18 protein-coding genes and 1 tRNA gene are annotated in these 14,864 nt (G+C 74.8%); 10 read left to right on the plus strand and 9 right to left on the minus strand.

Going from position 1 to position 14,864, the window contains the following annotated elements; all coding sequences use genetic code 11:
* Window positions 1–42: 42 nt before the first annotated feature.
* A complete protein-coding gene (locus KPL60_RS33035) occupies window positions 43–1,101 on the minus strand; it encodes an NAD(P)-dependent oxidoreductase (RefSeq protein WP_226368213.1) in 1,059 nt (352 codons plus the stop codon).
* 11 nt (window positions 1,102–1,112) lie between these two features.
* On the minus strand, window positions 1,113–1,931 hold the full coding sequence (locus tag KPL60_RS33040) for a nucleoside phosphorylase (protein ID WP_226368214.1): 819 nt from the start codon (window positions 1,929–1,931) through the stop codon (window positions 1,113–1,115).
* A gap of 149 nt (window positions 1,932–2,080) precedes the next feature.
* Here KPL60_RS33040 and KPL60_RS33045 point away from each other — a divergent pair, with 149 nt between their 5' ends.
* Window positions 2,081–3,421, plus strand: a complete 1,341-nt coding sequence (locus KPL60_RS33045) for an LCP family protein (protein WP_226354722.1) — start codon at window positions 2,081–2,083, stop codon at window positions 3,419–3,421.
* Window positions 3,422–3,431: 10 nt separating this feature from the next.
* Here KPL60_RS33045 and KPL60_RS33050 read toward each other — a convergent pair whose 3' ends face one another.
* A complete protein-coding gene (locus KPL60_RS33050; RefSeq protein WP_226368215.1) occupies window positions 3,432–4,397 on the minus strand; it encodes a Ku protein in 966 nt (321 codons plus the stop codon).
* Between the two features lie 52 nt (window positions 4,398–4,449).
* Here KPL60_RS33050 and ligD point away from each other — a divergent pair, with 52 nt between their 5' ends.
* A complete protein-coding gene (ligD, locus tag KPL60_RS33055; RefSeq protein ID WP_226368289.1) occupies window positions 4,450–5,364 on the plus strand; it encodes a non-homologous end-joining DNA ligase in 915 nt (304 codons plus the stop codon).
* A gap of 52 nt (window positions 5,365–5,416) precedes the next feature.
* Window positions 5,417–6,040 carry a putative glycolipid-binding domain-containing protein gene (locus KPL60_RS33060; RefSeq protein WP_226354725.1) on the plus strand — a complete coding sequence of 208 codons (624 nt, stop codon included), beginning with the start codon at window positions 5,417–5,419 and terminating at the stop codon, window positions 6,038–6,040.
* Here KPL60_RS33060 and KPL60_RS33065 read toward each other — a convergent pair.
* From KPL60_RS33065 to KPL60_RS35025, 5 genes are all read right to left on the minus strand, one after another.
* Window positions 6,037–6,981: a prephenate dehydrogenase gene (locus tag KPL60_RS33065; protein WP_226354726.1), complete on the minus strand. Its 945-nt coding sequence runs from the start codon at window positions 6,979–6,981 to the stop codon at window positions 6,037–6,039. The two genes, KPL60_RS33060 and KPL60_RS33065, sit on opposite strands and share 4 nt — an antisense overlap.
* Window positions 6,982–7,111: 130 nt before the next feature.
* Window positions 7,112–7,684 carry a hypothetical protein gene (locus tag KPL60_RS33070; protein WP_226368216.1) on the minus strand — a complete coding sequence of 191 codons (573 nt, stop codon included), beginning with the start codon at window positions 7,682–7,684 and terminating at the stop codon, window positions 7,112–7,114.
* On the minus strand, window positions 7,681–8,979 hold the full coding sequence (locus KPL60_RS33075; RefSeq protein ID WP_226368217.1) for an amidase: 1,299 nt from the start codon (window positions 8,977–8,979) through the stop codon (window positions 7,681–7,683). Before KPL60_RS33075 ends, KPL60_RS33070 begins: the two co-directional genes overlap by 4 nt.
* A gap of 42 nt (window positions 8,980–9,021) precedes the next feature.
* Window positions 9,022–9,624 (minus strand): MFS transporter, encoded by a 603-nt coding sequence (locus KPL60_RS35020; RefSeq protein ID WP_308016884.1) that lies wholly within the window; start codon window positions 9,622–9,624, stop codon window positions 9,022–9,024.
* Between the two features lie 15 nt (window positions 9,625–9,639).
* Window positions 9,640–10,425 carry an MFS transporter gene (locus tag KPL60_RS35025; protein ID WP_308016885.1) on the minus strand — a complete coding sequence of 262 codons (786 nt, stop codon included), beginning with the start codon at window positions 10,423–10,425 and terminating at the stop codon, window positions 9,640–9,642.
* 323 nt (window positions 10,426–10,748) lie between these two features.
* On the opposite strand from KPL60_RS35025, the gene KPL60_RS33085 reads away from it, so the two are divergent.
* A complete protein-coding gene (locus tag KPL60_RS33085) occupies window positions 10,749–10,898 on the plus strand; it encodes a hypothetical protein (protein WP_226354728.1) in 150 nt (49 codons plus the stop codon).
* Window positions 10,899–10,962: 64 nt separating this feature from the next.
* On the opposite strand, the gene KPL60_RS33090 is transcribed toward KPL60_RS33085, so the two are convergent.
* On the minus strand, window positions 10,963–12,174 hold the full coding sequence (locus KPL60_RS33090; protein WP_226368218.1) for a M20 family metallopeptidase: 1,212 nt from the start codon (window positions 12,172–12,174) through the stop codon (window positions 10,963–10,965).
* Window positions 12,175–12,283: 109 nt separating this feature from the next.
* Between KPL60_RS33090 and KPL60_RS33095 the strand changes: the two genes are divergently transcribed.
* The 6 genes from KPL60_RS33095 to KPL60_RS33120 all read left to right on the plus strand — a co-directional run bounded on the left by KPL60_RS33095 (window position 12,284) and on the right by KPL60_RS33120 (window position 14,678).
* A complete protein-coding gene (locus tag KPL60_RS33095) occupies window positions 12,284–12,799 on the plus strand; it encodes a tRNA adenosine deaminase-associated protein (RefSeq protein ID WP_226354730.1) in 516 nt (171 codons plus the stop codon).
* Between the two features lies 1 nt (window position 12,800).
* The gene (locus KPL60_RS33100; protein WP_226368219.1) at window positions 12,801–13,274 is read left to right on the plus strand and encodes a nucleoside deaminase; all 474 of its coding nucleotides are present in this window, start codon (window positions 12,801–12,803) and stop codon (window positions 13,272–13,274) included.
* A 21-nt stretch (window positions 13,275–13,295) separates the two neighbouring features.
* Window positions 13,296–13,380 (plus strand) — tRNA-Ser (locus tag KPL60_RS33105).
* A 142-nt stretch (window positions 13,381–13,522) separates the two neighbouring features.
* Window positions 13,523–13,900, plus strand: coding sequence for a maleylpyruvate isomerase family mycothiol-dependent enzyme (locus KPL60_RS33110; RefSeq protein WP_226368220.1), 378 nt, complete (start codon window positions 13,523–13,525; stop codon window positions 13,898–13,900).
* A gap of 13 nt (window positions 13,901–13,913) precedes the next feature.
* The gene (locus KPL60_RS33115; protein ID WP_226368221.1) at window positions 13,914–14,117 is read left to right on the plus strand and encodes a hypothetical protein; all 204 of its coding nucleotides are present in this window, start codon (window positions 13,914–13,916) and stop codon (window positions 14,115–14,117) included.
* Window positions 14,118–14,291: 174 nt separating this feature from the next.
* Complete coding sequence (locus KPL60_RS33120) at window positions 14,292–14,678, plus strand: hypothetical protein (RefSeq protein ID WP_226368222.1); 387 nt, start codon at window positions 14,292–14,294, stop codon at window positions 14,676–14,678.
* Window positions 14,679–14,864: the final 186 nt, after the last annotated feature.

Here is a 14,864-nt window from a genome sequence, read left to right on the forward strand (position 1 = left end):
CCGAATGCGGGAGGGTCCCGCAGGAGGTTCGAACGGCGCCCCTCAGCGGTTCGTGGTGATCGGTGAACGGAGTGGGTCGGTCGCGAACGCCGTCACCCCGTCGGTGAAGGTGGTCCGGGCGCGGAAGCCCAGCCGGGCCGCGGCGTAGGCCGGATCGGCGACGACGTGGCGCACGTCGCCGGGCCGGGCACCGCCGACGATCACGGGCTCGGGGCCGTCCATCGCGCGGGCCAGCTCGGCGGCGAGGTCGCCGATGGTGTGCGGCTCGCCGGAGCAGACGTTCGCGGCGCCGAAGCCGGTCGGCTCCGGGTCGGCGACGAGTGCGGCGGCGTTGGCGGCGGCGACGTCGGTGACGTGCACGAAGTCCCGGCGCTGCCGGCCGTCCTCCATCACCCGCGGCGCCTCACCGCGCTCCAGCGAGGACCGGAAGATCGACGCGACGCCCGCGTAGGGGGTGTCGCGGGGCATCCGCGGGCCGTAGACGTTGTGGTAGCGCAGCGACCACACCGTCCCGCCGGTCTGGCGGGCCCAGGCGCTCGCGAGGTGCTCCTGGGCGAGCTTGGTGGCGGCGTAGGTGCTGCGCGGGTCGACCGGCGCGGACTCCGGGACGAGGCCGGACTCCAGGTCCTTGCCGCACTCCGGGCAGCGGGGCTCGTAGCGGCCGGCCTCGATGTCGTCGAGCGCACGCGGCCCGGGCCGGACGACGCCGTGGTCGGCGCAGTCGTAGCGGCCCTCCCCGTAGACGACCATCGACCCGGCCAGCACGAGCCGGTCCACCTTCGCGGCGTGCATCTGCGCCAGCAGCACCGCGGTGCCCAGGTCGTTGTGGGAGGCGTAGTCGGGGGCGTCGGCGGGGGAGACACCGTGCCCGACCATCGCGGCCTGGTGGCAGACCGCGTCCACCCCCGGCAGGAGCCGGGACAGGGTGTCGGCGTCGCGCACGTCGCCGCGGACCAGCTCGTGGTCCAGCTCCGGAGCCTCCCCGCCGTGCGCCTGCGGCAGCAGCGCGTCGAGCAGGACGACCTCGTGGCCGTCCGCGACGAAGCGGTCGGCGACGTGGGACCCGATGAATCCGGCACCGCCGGTGACGAGGACGCGCATGCCCGCAGACGCTAGGGCGTGCCGGTCCCGCCCGCCGGGTGCGCCTCCGGCCCGGTGCCCGCCCGACCCGCGTCCCAGGTCTCGGCGGCGGCCAGCGCCAGGCCGAACAGCCCCGCCCGGGCCTCGCGGGCGCTGGTCCAGCCGCGGTGCTCCCACTCCGGCCCGGCGAGCGAGTCCGCGGCGAGGAACACCTGGCCGTAGCCGACCCCGATCCGGCGCGCGGCCGCGACCAGCGCGGACGCCTCCATGTCGACCACCGCGCAGCCCTCGTCGCGGCGCCGCGCGACCCGCGCCGGGGTCTCCCGGAACACGGCGTCGGTGGTCCAGCACCGCCCGACGACATGCGGCACCCCGGCCTCGTCGAGCACCCGGACCACCGCGTCGACGCCGTCCGGGTCGGCGTCGATCGTCCGCGACGGCGGCTGGTAGTGGAACGAGGTGCCCTCGTCGCGCAGCGCGCTGCCCAGGACGACGGCGTGCCCCAGCGTCAGCTCGTGTCGCAGCGCCCCGGCCCCGCCGACCCCGACGACGGTGCGGACGCCCAGCGCCGCGAGGTGCTCCAGGAACATCGCCGCCAGCGGCGCGCCGACGCCCGGGTGCAGTACCGCGACCGGTGTCCCGCCGGGCCCGGTCGTGCGCCACACCGGGCTGCGGCCGAGCTCGCTGCGCAGCACGGTCACCGCCTCGGAGCGGGTCCCGACGTCCTCGACGACCTCGGGGAACCAGCACAGCACCGCCGCGGCCGGCATGTCCGGGCGGTGCGGGGTGATCGCCGACGCCCGGATCACGCCCTCGGCGTCCAGGTCGTCCTCGTGCAGGGGGAGGTCCATCGTCGACGATCATCCCCCGCGCACCCGGTCGGGTGGAACACCGCAGGTGGGCGGGGTGACCCTCTCGCCCGGCGTCCCGGGGACGACGGCGCGCAGTATCGTCGGCCACGAATGCCCAGGATCCGGGCCGATCGGAGGGTGGCACAGGCATGGCCGGAGACTTCCGCGGCCCGCCCCCCGCGGGCGGGCGCCCGCCGCAGGGCGAGCCGCCGCGCGGCGGCCGTCCCGCGCGGCCCGGCAGTCCCGGCTGGACGAACCAGCCCCGCAACCCGCTCCCCGGACACGGGGGCCGTCCGCTCCCGCCGCCGTCCCCGCCGCAGCAGCCGCCCGGGGCCCCGCCGTCGCGCGGGGGCCGCGGACCGCTGCGCAAGCCGCCGCCCGGCCGCGCCGCCGGGGCGCCGCCACCGACCCGGGCCGCCGCGCCGACGCGTGGCCCGGTCATGCCGCGTCCCGCCGGAGCCGGGGCCGGGGGAGCGGGCGCCGGGGTGCATCCCGCGTCGCAGGCCCCCCGCGACGGCCGGGTCACCCGCGGCCCGTCGATGCCGGACTGGCGCCGCGTCCGCCGTGCCACCCGTGGGCGCTGGAAGGCCGTGCTGATCCTACTGCTGGTCGCGTTCGTCGGGTTCGGCGTCTACCTCGACCAGAACATGACCCGGGTGCAGGCGCTGCCCGCGGACTCCCAGGCGTCGTCGTCGGGGACGAACTACCTGATCGTGGGCTCGGACAGCCGCGAGGGACTCTCCGCCGAGGACGAGGAACGCCTCGCCACCGGCGACGCGGCGGGCCAGCGCACCGACACGATCATGCTGCTGCACACCGGCAGCTCCGGCAGCGTGCTCGTCTCCATCCCCCGTGACTCCTACCTCCCGATCCCCGGGAAGGGCAGCAACAAGGTCAACGCGGCGTTCGCGTTCGGCGGCCCGGAGCTGCTCGTCGAGACCGTCGAGGGTGCCACCGGCCTGCGCATCGACCACTACGTCGAGGTCGGCTTCGGCGGGTTCGTCGGCGCCGTCGACGCCGTCGGCGGGGTGGACATGTGCGTCCCCCGCGCCATCGACGACCCGAAGGCCGGGCTGGACATCCAGGCCGGCTGCCAGGAGCTCGACGGGACGACCGCGCTCGGCTACGTCCGCACCCGCGCGACGCCCGGCTCGGACTTCGACCGCGTCAAGCGGCAGCGCGAGTTCCTCTCCGCGCTGCTCGGCAAGGCCACCAGCCCGCTCACCCTGATCAACCCGTTCCGGATGGTCCCGCTGGCGTCCGCGGTGACCGGCACCATCACCGTCGACGACTCCGACCACATCTGGAACCTCGCCGGCCTGGCCTGGGGGATGAAGGGCGTCTCCGGCGGCGACGGCGTGCAGACGACCGTCCCGATCGGCGGCAGCGCGGGCGGGTCGAACCTGCGTTGGGACCGCACCCGGGCCCAGGCGCTGTTCGGCGCCCTGCAGAACGACCAGGCGCCGCCGGAGTCCAGCTTCGGCCCCTGAGGGGCGTCGGTCAGGCGGTCTTCTTCGTCGACCGCCGACGTGTGGTGGCCGGCTTCGCGGGCTTCGCGTCGTCGGTCCCGGTGTCCTTCTCCCCGGTCTTCTCCGGCTCCTCGGTCTTCTTCGACCGGGAGGACGACCGCCGGGCCGGGGCCTTCTTCTCCGTCGACCCGGAACCCGACCCGGCATCCGACTTCGTCGACCGGGCCGCGTCCACACTGGCCTGCAGTGCCGACAGCAGGTCGCTCATCGAGTCCCCGCCGTCGTCGGCGGCCTCCGCGGCGGGCGCCGGGCGGGCGTCGCCGTCGGAGCGCTTCTCCTCGATGAGGTCGGCCATCGCGTCGCGGTACTCGTCGTGGAACTCCGACGGGTCGAAGTCCGCGCCCATGCTCTCGACCAGCGACGACGCCATCTTCAGTTCCTGCGGCTTGAGGTCGACCTCGTTGTCGAGGATGTCGAACTCCGGCTCGCGGATCTCGTCCTGCCAGATGAGGGTCTGGAGCACGATCGCCTTGCCGCGCACCCGCAGCAGCGCGAGGGTCTCGCGCTGGCGCAGCGCCACCTTCACCACGGCGGTGCGGTCGGTCTCCTCGAGCGCCTCGCGCAGCAGCGCGTAGGGCTTGGCGGCCTTGGTCTCCGGCTCCAGGTAGTAGCTCTTGTCGAACAGCATCGGGTCGATCTGGTCGTTCGGCACGAACTCGATGACGTCGATCTCGTGCCCCGTCTTCACGGGCAGCGACGCGAGGTCGGAGTCGTCGAGGGTGATCAGCTCGCCGTCAGGGGTCTCAAAGCCCTTCACGATGTCGGCGTAGGTGACCTCCTCGCCGCACACCTCGCAGGTCCGCTTGTAGCGGATGCGGCCGCCGTCCTCACCGTGCACCTGGTGGAACCGGACGTCGTGGTTGGACGTCGCCGAATAGACCTTGATCGGCACACTGACCAGCCCGAAGGACACGGCCCCGCTCCAGATCGCGCGCATGCGGTCCCCCCTCGCGTGCCGTCCGGAGTGACAGCATGACGGTGTGCAGCCCATGCTCGCCACCCCCGGACCCCTGCCGACCGGGGCCGGCTGGTCGTTCGAGGTCAAGTGGGACGGCATGCGCGTGCTGGCCGAGGTCACCGACGGCGGTGGCGACCCGGCACTGCGCCTGCGTACCCGTTCCGGCCGCGATGTCACCGCGAACTTCCCCGAGCTCGCCGGTCTGGTGGACCTGGCCCCCGACGTGCTCCTCGACGGCGAGGTGGTGCTGCTCGACGGTGGTGTCCCCAGCTTCGCCGCGCTCGCCCACCGGATCCACGGCCCCGCGGGCGGCCGCCCGGTCACGTTCATGGTGTTCGACGTGCTGCGCCTCTACGGGGTGCCGCTGCTCGACCGCCCGCTGGCCGAGCGCCGGGCCACCCTGGAACGGCTCGACCTGTCCGCGACCCCGCACGTCGAGACCTCGCCGCTCTACCCGGACGGGGCCGCCCTGCTGGAGGTGACGGCGTCGCGGGGGCTGGAGGGCGTCGTCGCCAAGCGGGAGGACTCGCGGTACCGGCCGGGCCGGCGCAGCCCGGACTGGGTGAAGATCGCCCACCGGCACTCGCAGTCGTGTGTGGTGGGCGGCTGGAAGCCCGAGAGGTCCGGTGGTGCGGGGCGGATCGGGGCGCTGCTGCTCGGTGTCCCCGGGCCGGACGGGCTGGAGTTCGCCGGCCGGGTCGGGTCCGGGCTGGCCGGGGCGGCGGTGCAGGAGCTGCTCACCGCCCGGCTGACCGGGGCACCTGAGTCGCCGTTCGCGCAGGTCCTGCCCCGGGTCGACGCCGCGGGCGCACGCTGGTGCTCCCCGACGGTCGTCGCCGAGGTCGCCCACCTCGGGTGGACGGCGGCCGGCCGGCTGCGGCAGCCGGTCTTCCGCGGGATCCGCGACGACGTCGACGCCGCCGACGTCCGCCGGGAGCCCCGCTGAGGACGCCCGATCATCACCCGTTCGCGTGGTCCGTGCGGCGATGTGGTTCGGTGTGCCCGACATCGACGACCCGGAGGTGACGCGCGTGGCGGTCATGCTGACCTGGCGGTCCGACCCCGAGACCGACGGCGCCGCGGGCATGGAGTCGGCGCGCATCACGACCAACGGCGGCGGCTTCCGTGCCGTCGGCCGGATCATCCGCGGCGGGGCGGGCGGGGTGCTCACCGCGTCCTACCGGCTCGTCGTCGCCGGCGACGGGACGCTGTCGCGGCTCGCCGTCGACGTCGCCACCGCCGAGGGGGAGCAGCAGCTCACGCTGTCGCGCAGCACCGACGGCGTCTGGCTGGTCGACGACGGCTCCGGCGGCAGCCGCGGCCACTTCGGCGGCGCCCGCGACGTGGACCTCGCCTTCAGCCCGGTGTTCAACGCGCTCCCGGTCCGGCGCCTCGCCCTGCACCGCGAGCCCGCCGAGCACGTGCTGCCGATGGTGTTCGTCGACCTCCCGACGCTGACCGTCGAGAACACCGAGCAGACCTACCGCACCGTGACGGCCGGGTCGCCCGGCACGCCCGCGGTCGTCGGCTTCGCCGCGGGCTCGTTCGCCGCCGACATGACCGTCGACGACGACGGCTTCGTCCTCGACTACCCGGGCATCGCGTCCCGGGTGACGCTCTAGCGCTTCACCGGCTCGACGACGTCGCCGCGGCGGCCGAGCTCGCGCAGCTCGGCGAACACGTCCGGCGCGCCGAGGTCGACCGGCACCTCCAGCGGCTCGCGGGTCGAGGCCCACCGCATCCGCGCCTCGTGCCCGGAGCGCACGGTCGCGGCCAGCCCACCGGTGGAGGCCAGCGCCCCGCGCATCGCGCCGAGCCTGCCCAGCGCGTCGTCGACGGCGGCGAGCAGCGCGCCCCGGTTGCCCTCGCACATCGCCAGGACCAGCTCGGGACGGGTCCCGGCGACCCGGGTGCCGTCGGCGAACGAGCTCGCCGACAGGGCGAGGGCGAGGTCGTCGCCCTGCTCACCGGCGCCGACGGAGGCGAGCACCGCGGCGAACAGGTGCGGCAGGTGCGAGATCCGGGCGACGGCGACGTCGTGCTCGTCGACGGCCGCGGGCACCACCCGGGACCCGCAGTCCCAGGCCAGCTCGGCGACGTCGCGCCACACCTCGACGTCGAGACCGTCGTCGGCGGCGACCACCCAGGCGGCGTCGGTGAACAGGGCCGCGGACCCGGCGGGCCAGCCGGACTCGGCGGTGCCGGCCATCGGGTGCCCGCCGACGAACCGGGTGCGGGGCGCGAACTGGGCGACCGCGTCGGCGACCGGCACCTTCACGCTGACCGCGTCGGTGAGCCGGCAGGTGGGGGCGACCGCGTCGACGCGGCGCAGCACCGCTTCCAGCGCGGTCAGCGGGACGCACACGACGACCAGCGCGTCGGCCTCGGCGGCCCGGGCCAGCGCGGCGTCGGTGTCGGTGGTGACGTCGAACCCGTCGGCGACGGCGGCGGCCGCGGTCGGCTCGGACGCGGCGGTGCCCCACACCTCACGCCCGGCGCGGGCCGCGGCCCGCAGCAGCGACCCGCCGATCAGTCCGGTCCCCAGCACGCACACCGCTCGCATGCGTCACGAGGGTAGAGACCGCGGTTCCCGGCCCCGCGCGGACTCCGCTCGTCGCACCGCCCGACCCAGTGATCACCGGTTGTGGAGCGCAGAGGCACGGACGGCGCACCCCGGACCCCACAACCGGTGATCACGGTCCGGCGAGCAGCGCGGCCCCGCGGGGGGGGGGGGGGGAGAGCCGGTAGCCGACCTCCAGGCTCTCGGTCAGGCCCAGCTCCTTGAGCGCGCGGACGTCGCGCTTGAACGCCGGGGTGTCGCGCCCGGCCCGCTCCGCGAGCTCGGCGGCCCGTACCCCCGGCAGCTCGGCGACCAGCCGCAGCGTCGGCCGGGTCCAGGGCCCCCGGCGCGAGCGGCGGTCCATCCGGTCCAGGGCCGCGACGACGTCGTCGAGGTCCCCGGTCGCGTCCCGCAGCGACTCCCGCGGGTCGACCCCGGCGAAGCGCAGCCCGATGCGGAACACCGGGTCGGACCGCGTTCCGCGGAACGCGCGGCGCACCCGGTCGGCGGAGGGCTCGCCCGCGGCGCGGGCGTCGTCGTCGGTGATGCGGTCCGGGTCCACCTCGTCGACGGTGACGATCTCGACCACTCCGGCGGCGGTGCGCAGCGTCGAGCCCACGGCCACCCGGGACCGCGCCCAGCGGCGGTACACGCGGTCGACCTCGCCCGCGGCGACCCCGCGCGCCACCGCCACCGGGAGGATCACCGCAACGCCCTCTCCAGCGCCCGCGCCAGCCCCAGCAGCACGTCCTCACCGACGGTGACCCCCACCAGCTGCACCCCCGCGGGCAGCCCCGGCACCGGGACCGGCAGCGCGACGACGGGCCGGTCGAGCAGGTTGAACGGCGAGGTCAGCTGCAGCATCGACGGCAGCACCGGCACCCCGTCGTGCTCGGTCGCGCCGATCGGGGTGGCCCGCAGCCGGGTGGTGGGGCAGAGCAGCACGTCGCAGGAGGCCCCGAGCCGGTCGAGCAGGGCGCGCCCGATCCGGCGGCGCTCGCGCCGGGCGTCGACGTAGAGGTGCGCCGGCGCCTCGGCGTGCGGGGCGAGCCGGGCGGCCGTCGCAGGCTGGTACTCGTCGCGGCGCTCGGCGAACCAGCGCCGGTGGGTCGCGTAGGCCTCCGCGCCGGTGATCACCGGGTAGGTGGCGGCGAGCTCGGCGACGCCGGGGGTGTCCTGGGCGGCGACGGGTGCGCCGAGCGCGGTGAGCGCGTCGGCCGCGGCCCGGACGGCGTCGGCGATCACCGGGTCGTGCGGGCGCCACCAGTCGTCGTCGGCGACGCCGATCCGGGGCAGCACCGCCGCGGCCGACGCGCCGGGCTCCCCGAGCGCGGTCCGGGCGACGGCGAGCGAGGCGGCGTCGGCGGCCAGCAGCCCGACCGTGTCGAACGACTCGGCCAGCGGGAACACCCGCTCACCCGGGATGGCCCCGCGCCGCGGCTTCAGCCCGGCGACGCCGCACAGCGCGGCCGGGGTCCGCACGCTCGCCCCGGTGTCGGTCCCGACGGCCAGCGCGAGGTGCCCGGCGGCGACGGCCGCGGCGGACCCGGACGACGAGCCGCCCGTGATCCGGGCCGGGTCGTGCGGGTTGCGGGCCGGGCCGGTGGCGGCGACGTCGCCGGTGGGGCCGTAGGCGAACTCGTGGGTGTGGAGCTTCGCGACGACCACGGCCCCCGCGGCCCGCAGCATCGTCACGACCGGTGCGTCGGCGGTCGCGGGAGCGGCGTCGGCCAGCAGCCGCGAGCCGCACCGGGTCGGGAGCCCGGTGACGTCGACCAGGTCCTTGATCCCGACGGCGACGCCGTGCAGCGGCCCCAGCCGTCGTCCCGCCGCGGACAGCGCGGTCAGCTCGGCGGCCCGCTCGCGGGCCCGGTCGGCGTCGAGGGCGACCACGCAGTTGGTCGTGTCGGACTCCAGCCGGGACAGCACGTCGTCGACGTGCTCGGACGGCGAGAGCTCCCCGGAGTCGAGGGCCCGCAGCAGATCGGGGAGCGGCAGCACGCGCTCAGCGTGCCGTCGCTCCCCGACTCCGACAACCGGTGATCAGCGCGCGGCCATCTCCCTGGCGATCTCGCGGGCCTCCTCCGGCGACGACGCCGACGGCTGCCCGTCGCGCAGCGGACGCCGCGCCGTCTCGGGCAGGAACAGCAGCGTGACGACGCCGATCACCCCGGCGGCGATTAGGTAGTAGCCCGGCCACAGCAGGTCCCCGGTGGCGAGGACGAGCGCCGACATCACCAGCGACACGGTGCCGGCGAACGCGGAGACGAAGATGTTGAACGCGATCGACAGCCCGCCGTAGCGGATCTGGGTCGGGAACAGCGCGGGCAGCGTCGAGGGGCCGGTCGAGGAGAAGCAGATCAGCAGCACGCCCATGAGCAGCAGCCCGAGGAACACCGACGGGATCGAGCCGTTCTGCATCAGCAGGATCATCGGGATGCCGAGCACGATCAGGCCCGCCGCGCCGGTCCACATGATCGGCTTGCGCCCGATCCGGTCGGAGAGCCGTCCGAGCAGCGGGATGGCGAACACCGCCAGCCACAGCACGGCGATCTGCAGCCACGACGACGTGCTGGAGTCGATCGCGGTGCCGCCGTGCTGGTCGACCGTGGTCTCCAGGTAGGTCGGCATGTAGCTGGTCAGCATGTAGTTCGTGACGTTCTAGGCGACGACGACGCCACCGACCATGATGAAGGTCGGCAGGTACTTCGTGAAGATCAGCTTGAGGCCGTCCTTCACCTGGGTGCCCTCGCGCTCCTCGGACTCCGAGAGCATGTTCTGGAAGGCCGGGGTCTCCTCCAGCTTGACCCGCAGGTACACCCCGACGATGCCCAGCGGCAGCGCGACGAAGAACGGGATCCGCCAGCCCCAGCTCGACATGTTCTCCGGGCTGAGCACCAGCGGCAGCACCGAGGCGATGGTGGCGCCGAGCGCGTAGCCGACGAACGTGCCGAGCTCCAGGAAGCTGCCGAGGTACCCGCGACGACGGTCCGGGGCGTACTCGGCGATGAAGGTCATGGCGCCGGCGTACTCACCGCCGGTGGAGAAGCCCTGCAGGACGCGGGCGGCGACGAGCAGGATCGGCGCGGCCAGCCCGATCGAGGCGTAGGACGGGATGAGCCCGATCAGGAAGGTGCCCAGCGCCATCAGGATGACCGTGATCGACAGGACCTTGGTCCGGCCGATGCGGTCGCCCAGCGGGCCGAAGAACAGGCCGCCCAGCGGACGGAAGAAGAAGGCGATCGCGAACGTCGCGAACACCGCCACCTGGGACAGCGGCCCGGGTGGGAAGAATTCGGCCTCGATGGTCGTGGCCAGATAACCGTAGACACCGAAGTCGAACCATTCGGTGATGTTGCCGACCGCGGCCGCCGCAACAGCGCGGCGCATGGTCGCGGGCTCGGTGACGGTGACGCCGTCGACCGCCCCCTCTGCTGTGTCGTCCACGCGTTCCCCCTGGCGACAGTGCACGCCACGGGTGAAGCTTTCGTCGGGAAACTGTCGATCCGTGGCGTTCTGTCCGTTTCGTTGAACAGTTCTCTCCGACGTTAACGAGACGTCGCTCCCATTGCCGGATGAGGCGCCGACGTGTCTGTGAGCGGAGTCATCCGATTCGGTACTTCCGCAGGCGGGACAGCGCTTTTCCGACGTGGGACCGTGGTCGGTGGGCGCAGGTAGCGCCCGTGGGACTCGCAAGCGTCGCGACTCCGCCCGGGTCATCCGGACCCGGTCACCGGACCCGGCGCGTGCCCGTGTGAGGAGGAGCCGTCATGGCTGTGTCGAGCGCCGTTTTCCTGTCGATCATCGCGAGCACGGGGGTGGGCCTGGCGGTCACCTCCGCGCTGGCCGCCTACGCCCAGCGCAACTGGAAGGGCTACGGCCGCGTGGCCCCGGCCGTGCAGGTCGAGGAGACCGTCTGAGCGTCCGCGCTCCCGGCGCCGCATCCCGCAACGGGGTGCGGCGCCGTCGCGTACCGGGCGGGGCTCAGCCGGTCGCGGCCAGCGCCAGACCCGCGTGGACGGCGACCCCCGCCGGGAACGCGGCCTCGTCGAACACCACCCGGTTCGAGTGGTTCGGCGGGGCGAGGGCCGGGTCGACCGACGGCGGCCGCGCCCCCAGGAAGGCCAGCGAGCCCGGCACCCGGTCCAGCACGTAGGAGAAGTCCTCCGAGCCCATCAGCGGGTCCGGCATGGCGACGCAGGCGCCGCGGCCGAGCACCTTCTCCGCGACGCGCACCAGCCCGGCGGTCGCGCGGTCGTCGTTGCGGGTGACGGGGTAGCCCGGGACGATCTCCGCCTCGGCCGTGCAGCCGTAGGCCAGCGCGGTGTGCCGGCAGTGCTCGGTGACCGCCCGGTGCAGCAGCGTGCGCACCGGCTGTGACAACGTCCGCAGGGTCCCGGTCAGCTCCGCGGTCTCCGGGATGACGTTGTCGGTGGTGCCCGCCTCGATGCGGGACACCGTGAGGACCGCGGACTCCTGCGGCCCGACCCGGCGGGTCAGCAGGGTCTGCAGGCCGCCGACCATCGCCGCGGCGGCGGGGACCGGGTCGCAGGCGTCCTGCGGGGCCGAGGCGTGCCCGCCGCGGCCGGTCACCCGGACCCGCAGCACGTCCGCGGCCGCCATGATCGGGCCCGGCCGGTGGTGGAGCTGCCCCGTCGGCACCGTCGAGGTGATGTGCAGGGCGTAGGCCAGCTCGGGGTCCTCGTCGAGCACGCCCTCGTCGATCATGTGCCGGGCGCCGTGGAACCCCTCCTCGCCCGGCTGGAACATGAACACCACCCGGCCGGCGATCCGGTCCCGCCGGTCCGCGAGCAGCCGCGCGGCCGAGGCGAGCATGGCGGTGTGGGTGTCGTGCCCGCAGGCGTGCATGGCGCCGGCGGTGCCCGAGGCGAAGTCCAGTCCGGTGTCCTCGGACAGCGGCAGCGCGTCCATGTCGCCCCGCAGGAGCACCGTCGGCCCGGGACGGTCGCCGTCGAGGACGGCGGTCACCGAGGTGCAGGACCCGCCCGTGCGGATCCGCAGCGGCAGCCCGTCGAGGGCCCGCAGGACCGCGTCCCGGGTGCGGGGCAGGTGCAGTCCGAGCTCCGGTGCCCGGTGCAGCTCCCGGCGCAGCGCGACCGTCCGCGGCTGCAGGACGCGGGCGGCCTCGAGCAGGCCGCCGGGGAGCCCCGCGACCGAGGCGGGCGTGATGGGCATGGACCGATCGTCGCTGACCGGAGCCCGTCCGGCGCCCGCGGGCCCGGTGTGACCACGCGTACCTGGTCGTGGCGTGACTCACAAGCCCGGAGCGACGTACCGTTGGCGCGTGGCCACACAGAGCGTCGAGGCAGCCCCGGACACCCGTGGCGCCGCCCTGCCCGGATTCGCGGTCGCCGCGATCCGGGAGGAGGGCCGTTGGCGCTGTGTCCGGCTGGATTCCGAGGCGCTCGTGGACCTCGACGCGGCGATCACCGCGTTGCGCGCGCAGCGCTCCACCGGTGCGGTGCTCGGCCTCCTCGACGTCGACGACGAGTTCTTCGTCCTCCTCCGCCCGTCCGCGGGCGGGGTGCGGCTGCTGATCTCCGACGCCGTCGCCGCGCTGGACTACGACATCGCCGCGGACGTGCTCGACCTGCTCCGCGTCGAGCTCCCCCCGGACGACGACGCCCTCGACGACGCCTGGCCGGAGGGCGACCTCGGCATCCTGGCCGACCTCGGCCTGCCCGCCGACGAGCTGGAGATCCTCGTCTCCGACCTCGAGCTCTACCCCGACGAGCAGCTGGACACCATCGCCCGCCGCTGCGGGTTCGCCGTCCAGCTGGACGAGCTCGTCGGCTCCTGAGTTGTTCCGCCCGGCCGACCGGCTCGCGCTGGGCCGTGCCCTCGACGTCGCGCGCGGTGCCGCGGCGACCGGGGACATCCCGATCGGTGCGGTCGTGTTCGCCGCCGACGGCACCGAGCTCGCCGCGGCCTGCAACGCCCGCGAGGCCACCGGTGACCCGACCGCGCACGCCGAGGTGCTCGCCCTGCGCGCCGCCGCGGCCGTCGTGGGGGAGTGGCGGCTGACCGGGACGACCCTCGCCGTGACCGTCGAGCCGTGCACCATGTGCGCCGGCGCGATCGGGCTGGCCCGGGTCGAGCGCGTCGTGTTCGGGGCGTGGGAGCCCAAGACCGGCGCCGCGGGCTCGCTGTGGGACGTGCTGCGCGACCGGCGGCTCGCGCACCGTCCCGAGGTCGTCGGCGGGGTCCGCGCAGGTGAGGCGGCCGCCCTGCTGCGCGAGTTCTTCGGCCGGACCCCGTGCGCCGACCGCGACTGAGCCTCTTGTAACCTTGTCGGCGGTAGCGTGTCCGAGCGGCCGAAGGAGCGCGCCTCGAAAGCGCGTGAGGTTCACGCCTCCGTGGGTTCAAATCCCACCGCTACCGCTGGTCAGAGGGCCGGATCCCCGAGTCGGGGGTCCGGCCCTCTGTCGTCGGTGGCGGTGACGGTGGCAGCCGGGCCGCCGGGGCCCACCGATGAGATCGGCGGCCGGGCCGGGTCGCTACCGGCATGCGAACCGTGCACCCCATGGCGGCGGACGAACGCCGCGCCCAGGTCACCCTCTACTCCGGCCTGTCCGACGACGAGTGGGACGTGCCGTCGCTCTGCACCGGCTGGCGGGTGCGGGACGTCCTGGCCCACACGACGATGCCGTTCCGCTGGTCGGTCCCGCGGTTGCTGCTCGGTGTGGTGCGGGCGCGGGGGTCCTTCGACCGGTTCGCCGACCGCGCCGCGCGCGACGACGCGGCGGCACTCACCCCGGGCGAGCTGGTGGCCTGTCTCGACGCGCACGTCGAGGACCCGTGGTCACCACCCGGTGGTGGCCCGGTCGGCGCGCTCTCACACGACGTGATCCACGGCCTGGACGTCGCGCTCGCACTGGGGCCTCGAGCACGTCTCCCCTGAACGTGCGACGACCGTGCTGGCCTCGATGCGCCCGGAGCACCTGCGCTCGTTCGGGACGACGATCGACGGGTTGCGACTGGTCGCGACCGACACCGGCCCGGTACGCGGCGACGGTGCCGAGGTACGCGGCCGGGCGGCGTACCTGCTCGCCGCGGTCTGCGGACGACGTGTCCCCGGGGAGGCGCTCACCGGCCCCGGCGCTGCCCGGCTCGTGTAGCCGACGGCGCACCGCGGGACGTCGCGCCGGGTGGGCCGGGCGGCCGGTGACGGGCGGAGCGGTCTCCGGTCGTCTCCGACCGTGGTCCTACGCCGTGGATCATTCCCGGCTCCGATGTGGCCGACCCCCCTCCGGCGCGACAGTGGGTGCACACCCCGATACGAGGAGCTGGAGATGACCACGATGACCACCACCCCGCACGGCCACGGCACCCCGGAGCCCGCCCGCCCCGGCGACCCGGACGCGTACCCCGTCCTCACCGTCCTGATGCTGATGCTCGGCGGCTTCGTGCTGCCCGTCGTCGGCTGGCTCGCCGGTGTCGTGATGCTGTGGACCGGGCGCTCCTGGACGGTCGGGGAGAAGTGGCTCGGCACGCTGGTGTGGCCGGGGATCGTCGCCGTCCCGGCGCTGGTGCTGGTCGCGGGCCTCGCGGCGACCCCGGAGCCGGGCGCCGGGCACTGGGCGATCATCGTCGCCGGGATCGCCGGTGTCCTGGGTGCGCTGGTCGTGCTGCCCTGGACCTTCGTGAAGCTGCTGCGCGCCGGCCGCCGCACCCACTGAAGTTGGTAGTGATGCTCGCTCGAACAGGTGAACGGAATATCCGGCACGCAACCTCCTGATTCGGACCTGTGAGACACACCGGACCCGCATCTGCGGACACGTCCCTGCCGATCGTCGACGTCGTGCGGATCTCGCCGGGTTCCGTACGTCACATCGGCGGGCGCATCACGACGGCCGCCCTCTCGT

The organism is Pseudonocardia sp. ICBG162 (genome assembly GCF_020496225.1).
Taxonomy (GTDB): domain Bacteria; phylum Actinomycetota; class Actinomycetes; order Mycobacteriales; family Pseudonocardiaceae; genus Pseudonocardia; species Pseudonocardia alni.

Bases quoted from the DNA above. Each gene is read 5' to 3' on its own strand.
- KPL60_RS33040 (WP_226368214.1), bottom strand. From the start codon at position 1,931: ATGGACCTCCCCCTGCACGAGGACGACCTGGACGCCGAGGGCGTGATC.
- KPL60_RS33090 (WP_226368218.1), bottom strand. From the start codon at position 12,174: ATGCCCATCACGCCCGCCTCGGTCGCGGGGCTCCCCGGCGGCCTGCTC.
- KPL60_RS33065 (WP_226354726.1), bottom strand. From the start codon at position 6,981: ATGCGAGCGGTGTGCGTGCTGGGGACCGGACTGATCGGCGGGTCGCTG.
- KPL60_RS33035 (WP_226368213.1), bottom strand. From the start codon at position 1,101: ATGCGCGTCCTCGTCACCGGCGGTGCCGGATTCATCGGGTCCCACGTC.
- ligD (WP_226368289.1), top strand. From the start codon at position 4,450: ATGCTCGCCACCCCCGGACCCCTGCCGACCGGGGCCGGCTGGTCGTTC.
- KPL60_RS33120 (WP_226368222.1), top strand. From the start codon at position 14,292: ATGACCACGATGACCACCACCCCGCACGGCCACGGCACCCCGGAGCCC.
- KPL60_RS33050 (WP_226368215.1), bottom strand. From the start codon at position 4,397: ATGCGCGCGATCTGGAGCGGGGCCGTGTCCTTCGGGCTGGTCAGTGTG.
- KPL60_RS33085 (WP_226354728.1), top strand. From the start codon at position 10,749: ATGGCTGTGTCGAGCGCCGTTTTCCTGTCGATCATCGCGAGCACGGGG.
- KPL60_RS33110 (WP_226368220.1), top strand. From the start codon at position 13,523: ATGGCGGCGGACGAACGCCGCGCCCAGGTCACCCTCTACTCCGGCCTG.
- KPL60_RS33045 (WP_226354722.1), top strand. From the start codon at position 2,081: ATGGCCGGAGACTTCCGCGGCCCGCCCCCCGCGGGCGGGCGCCCGCCG.
- KPL60_RS35020 (WP_308016884.1), bottom strand. From the start codon at position 9,624: ATGCTGACCAGCTACATGCCGACCTACCTGGAGACCACGGTCGACCAG.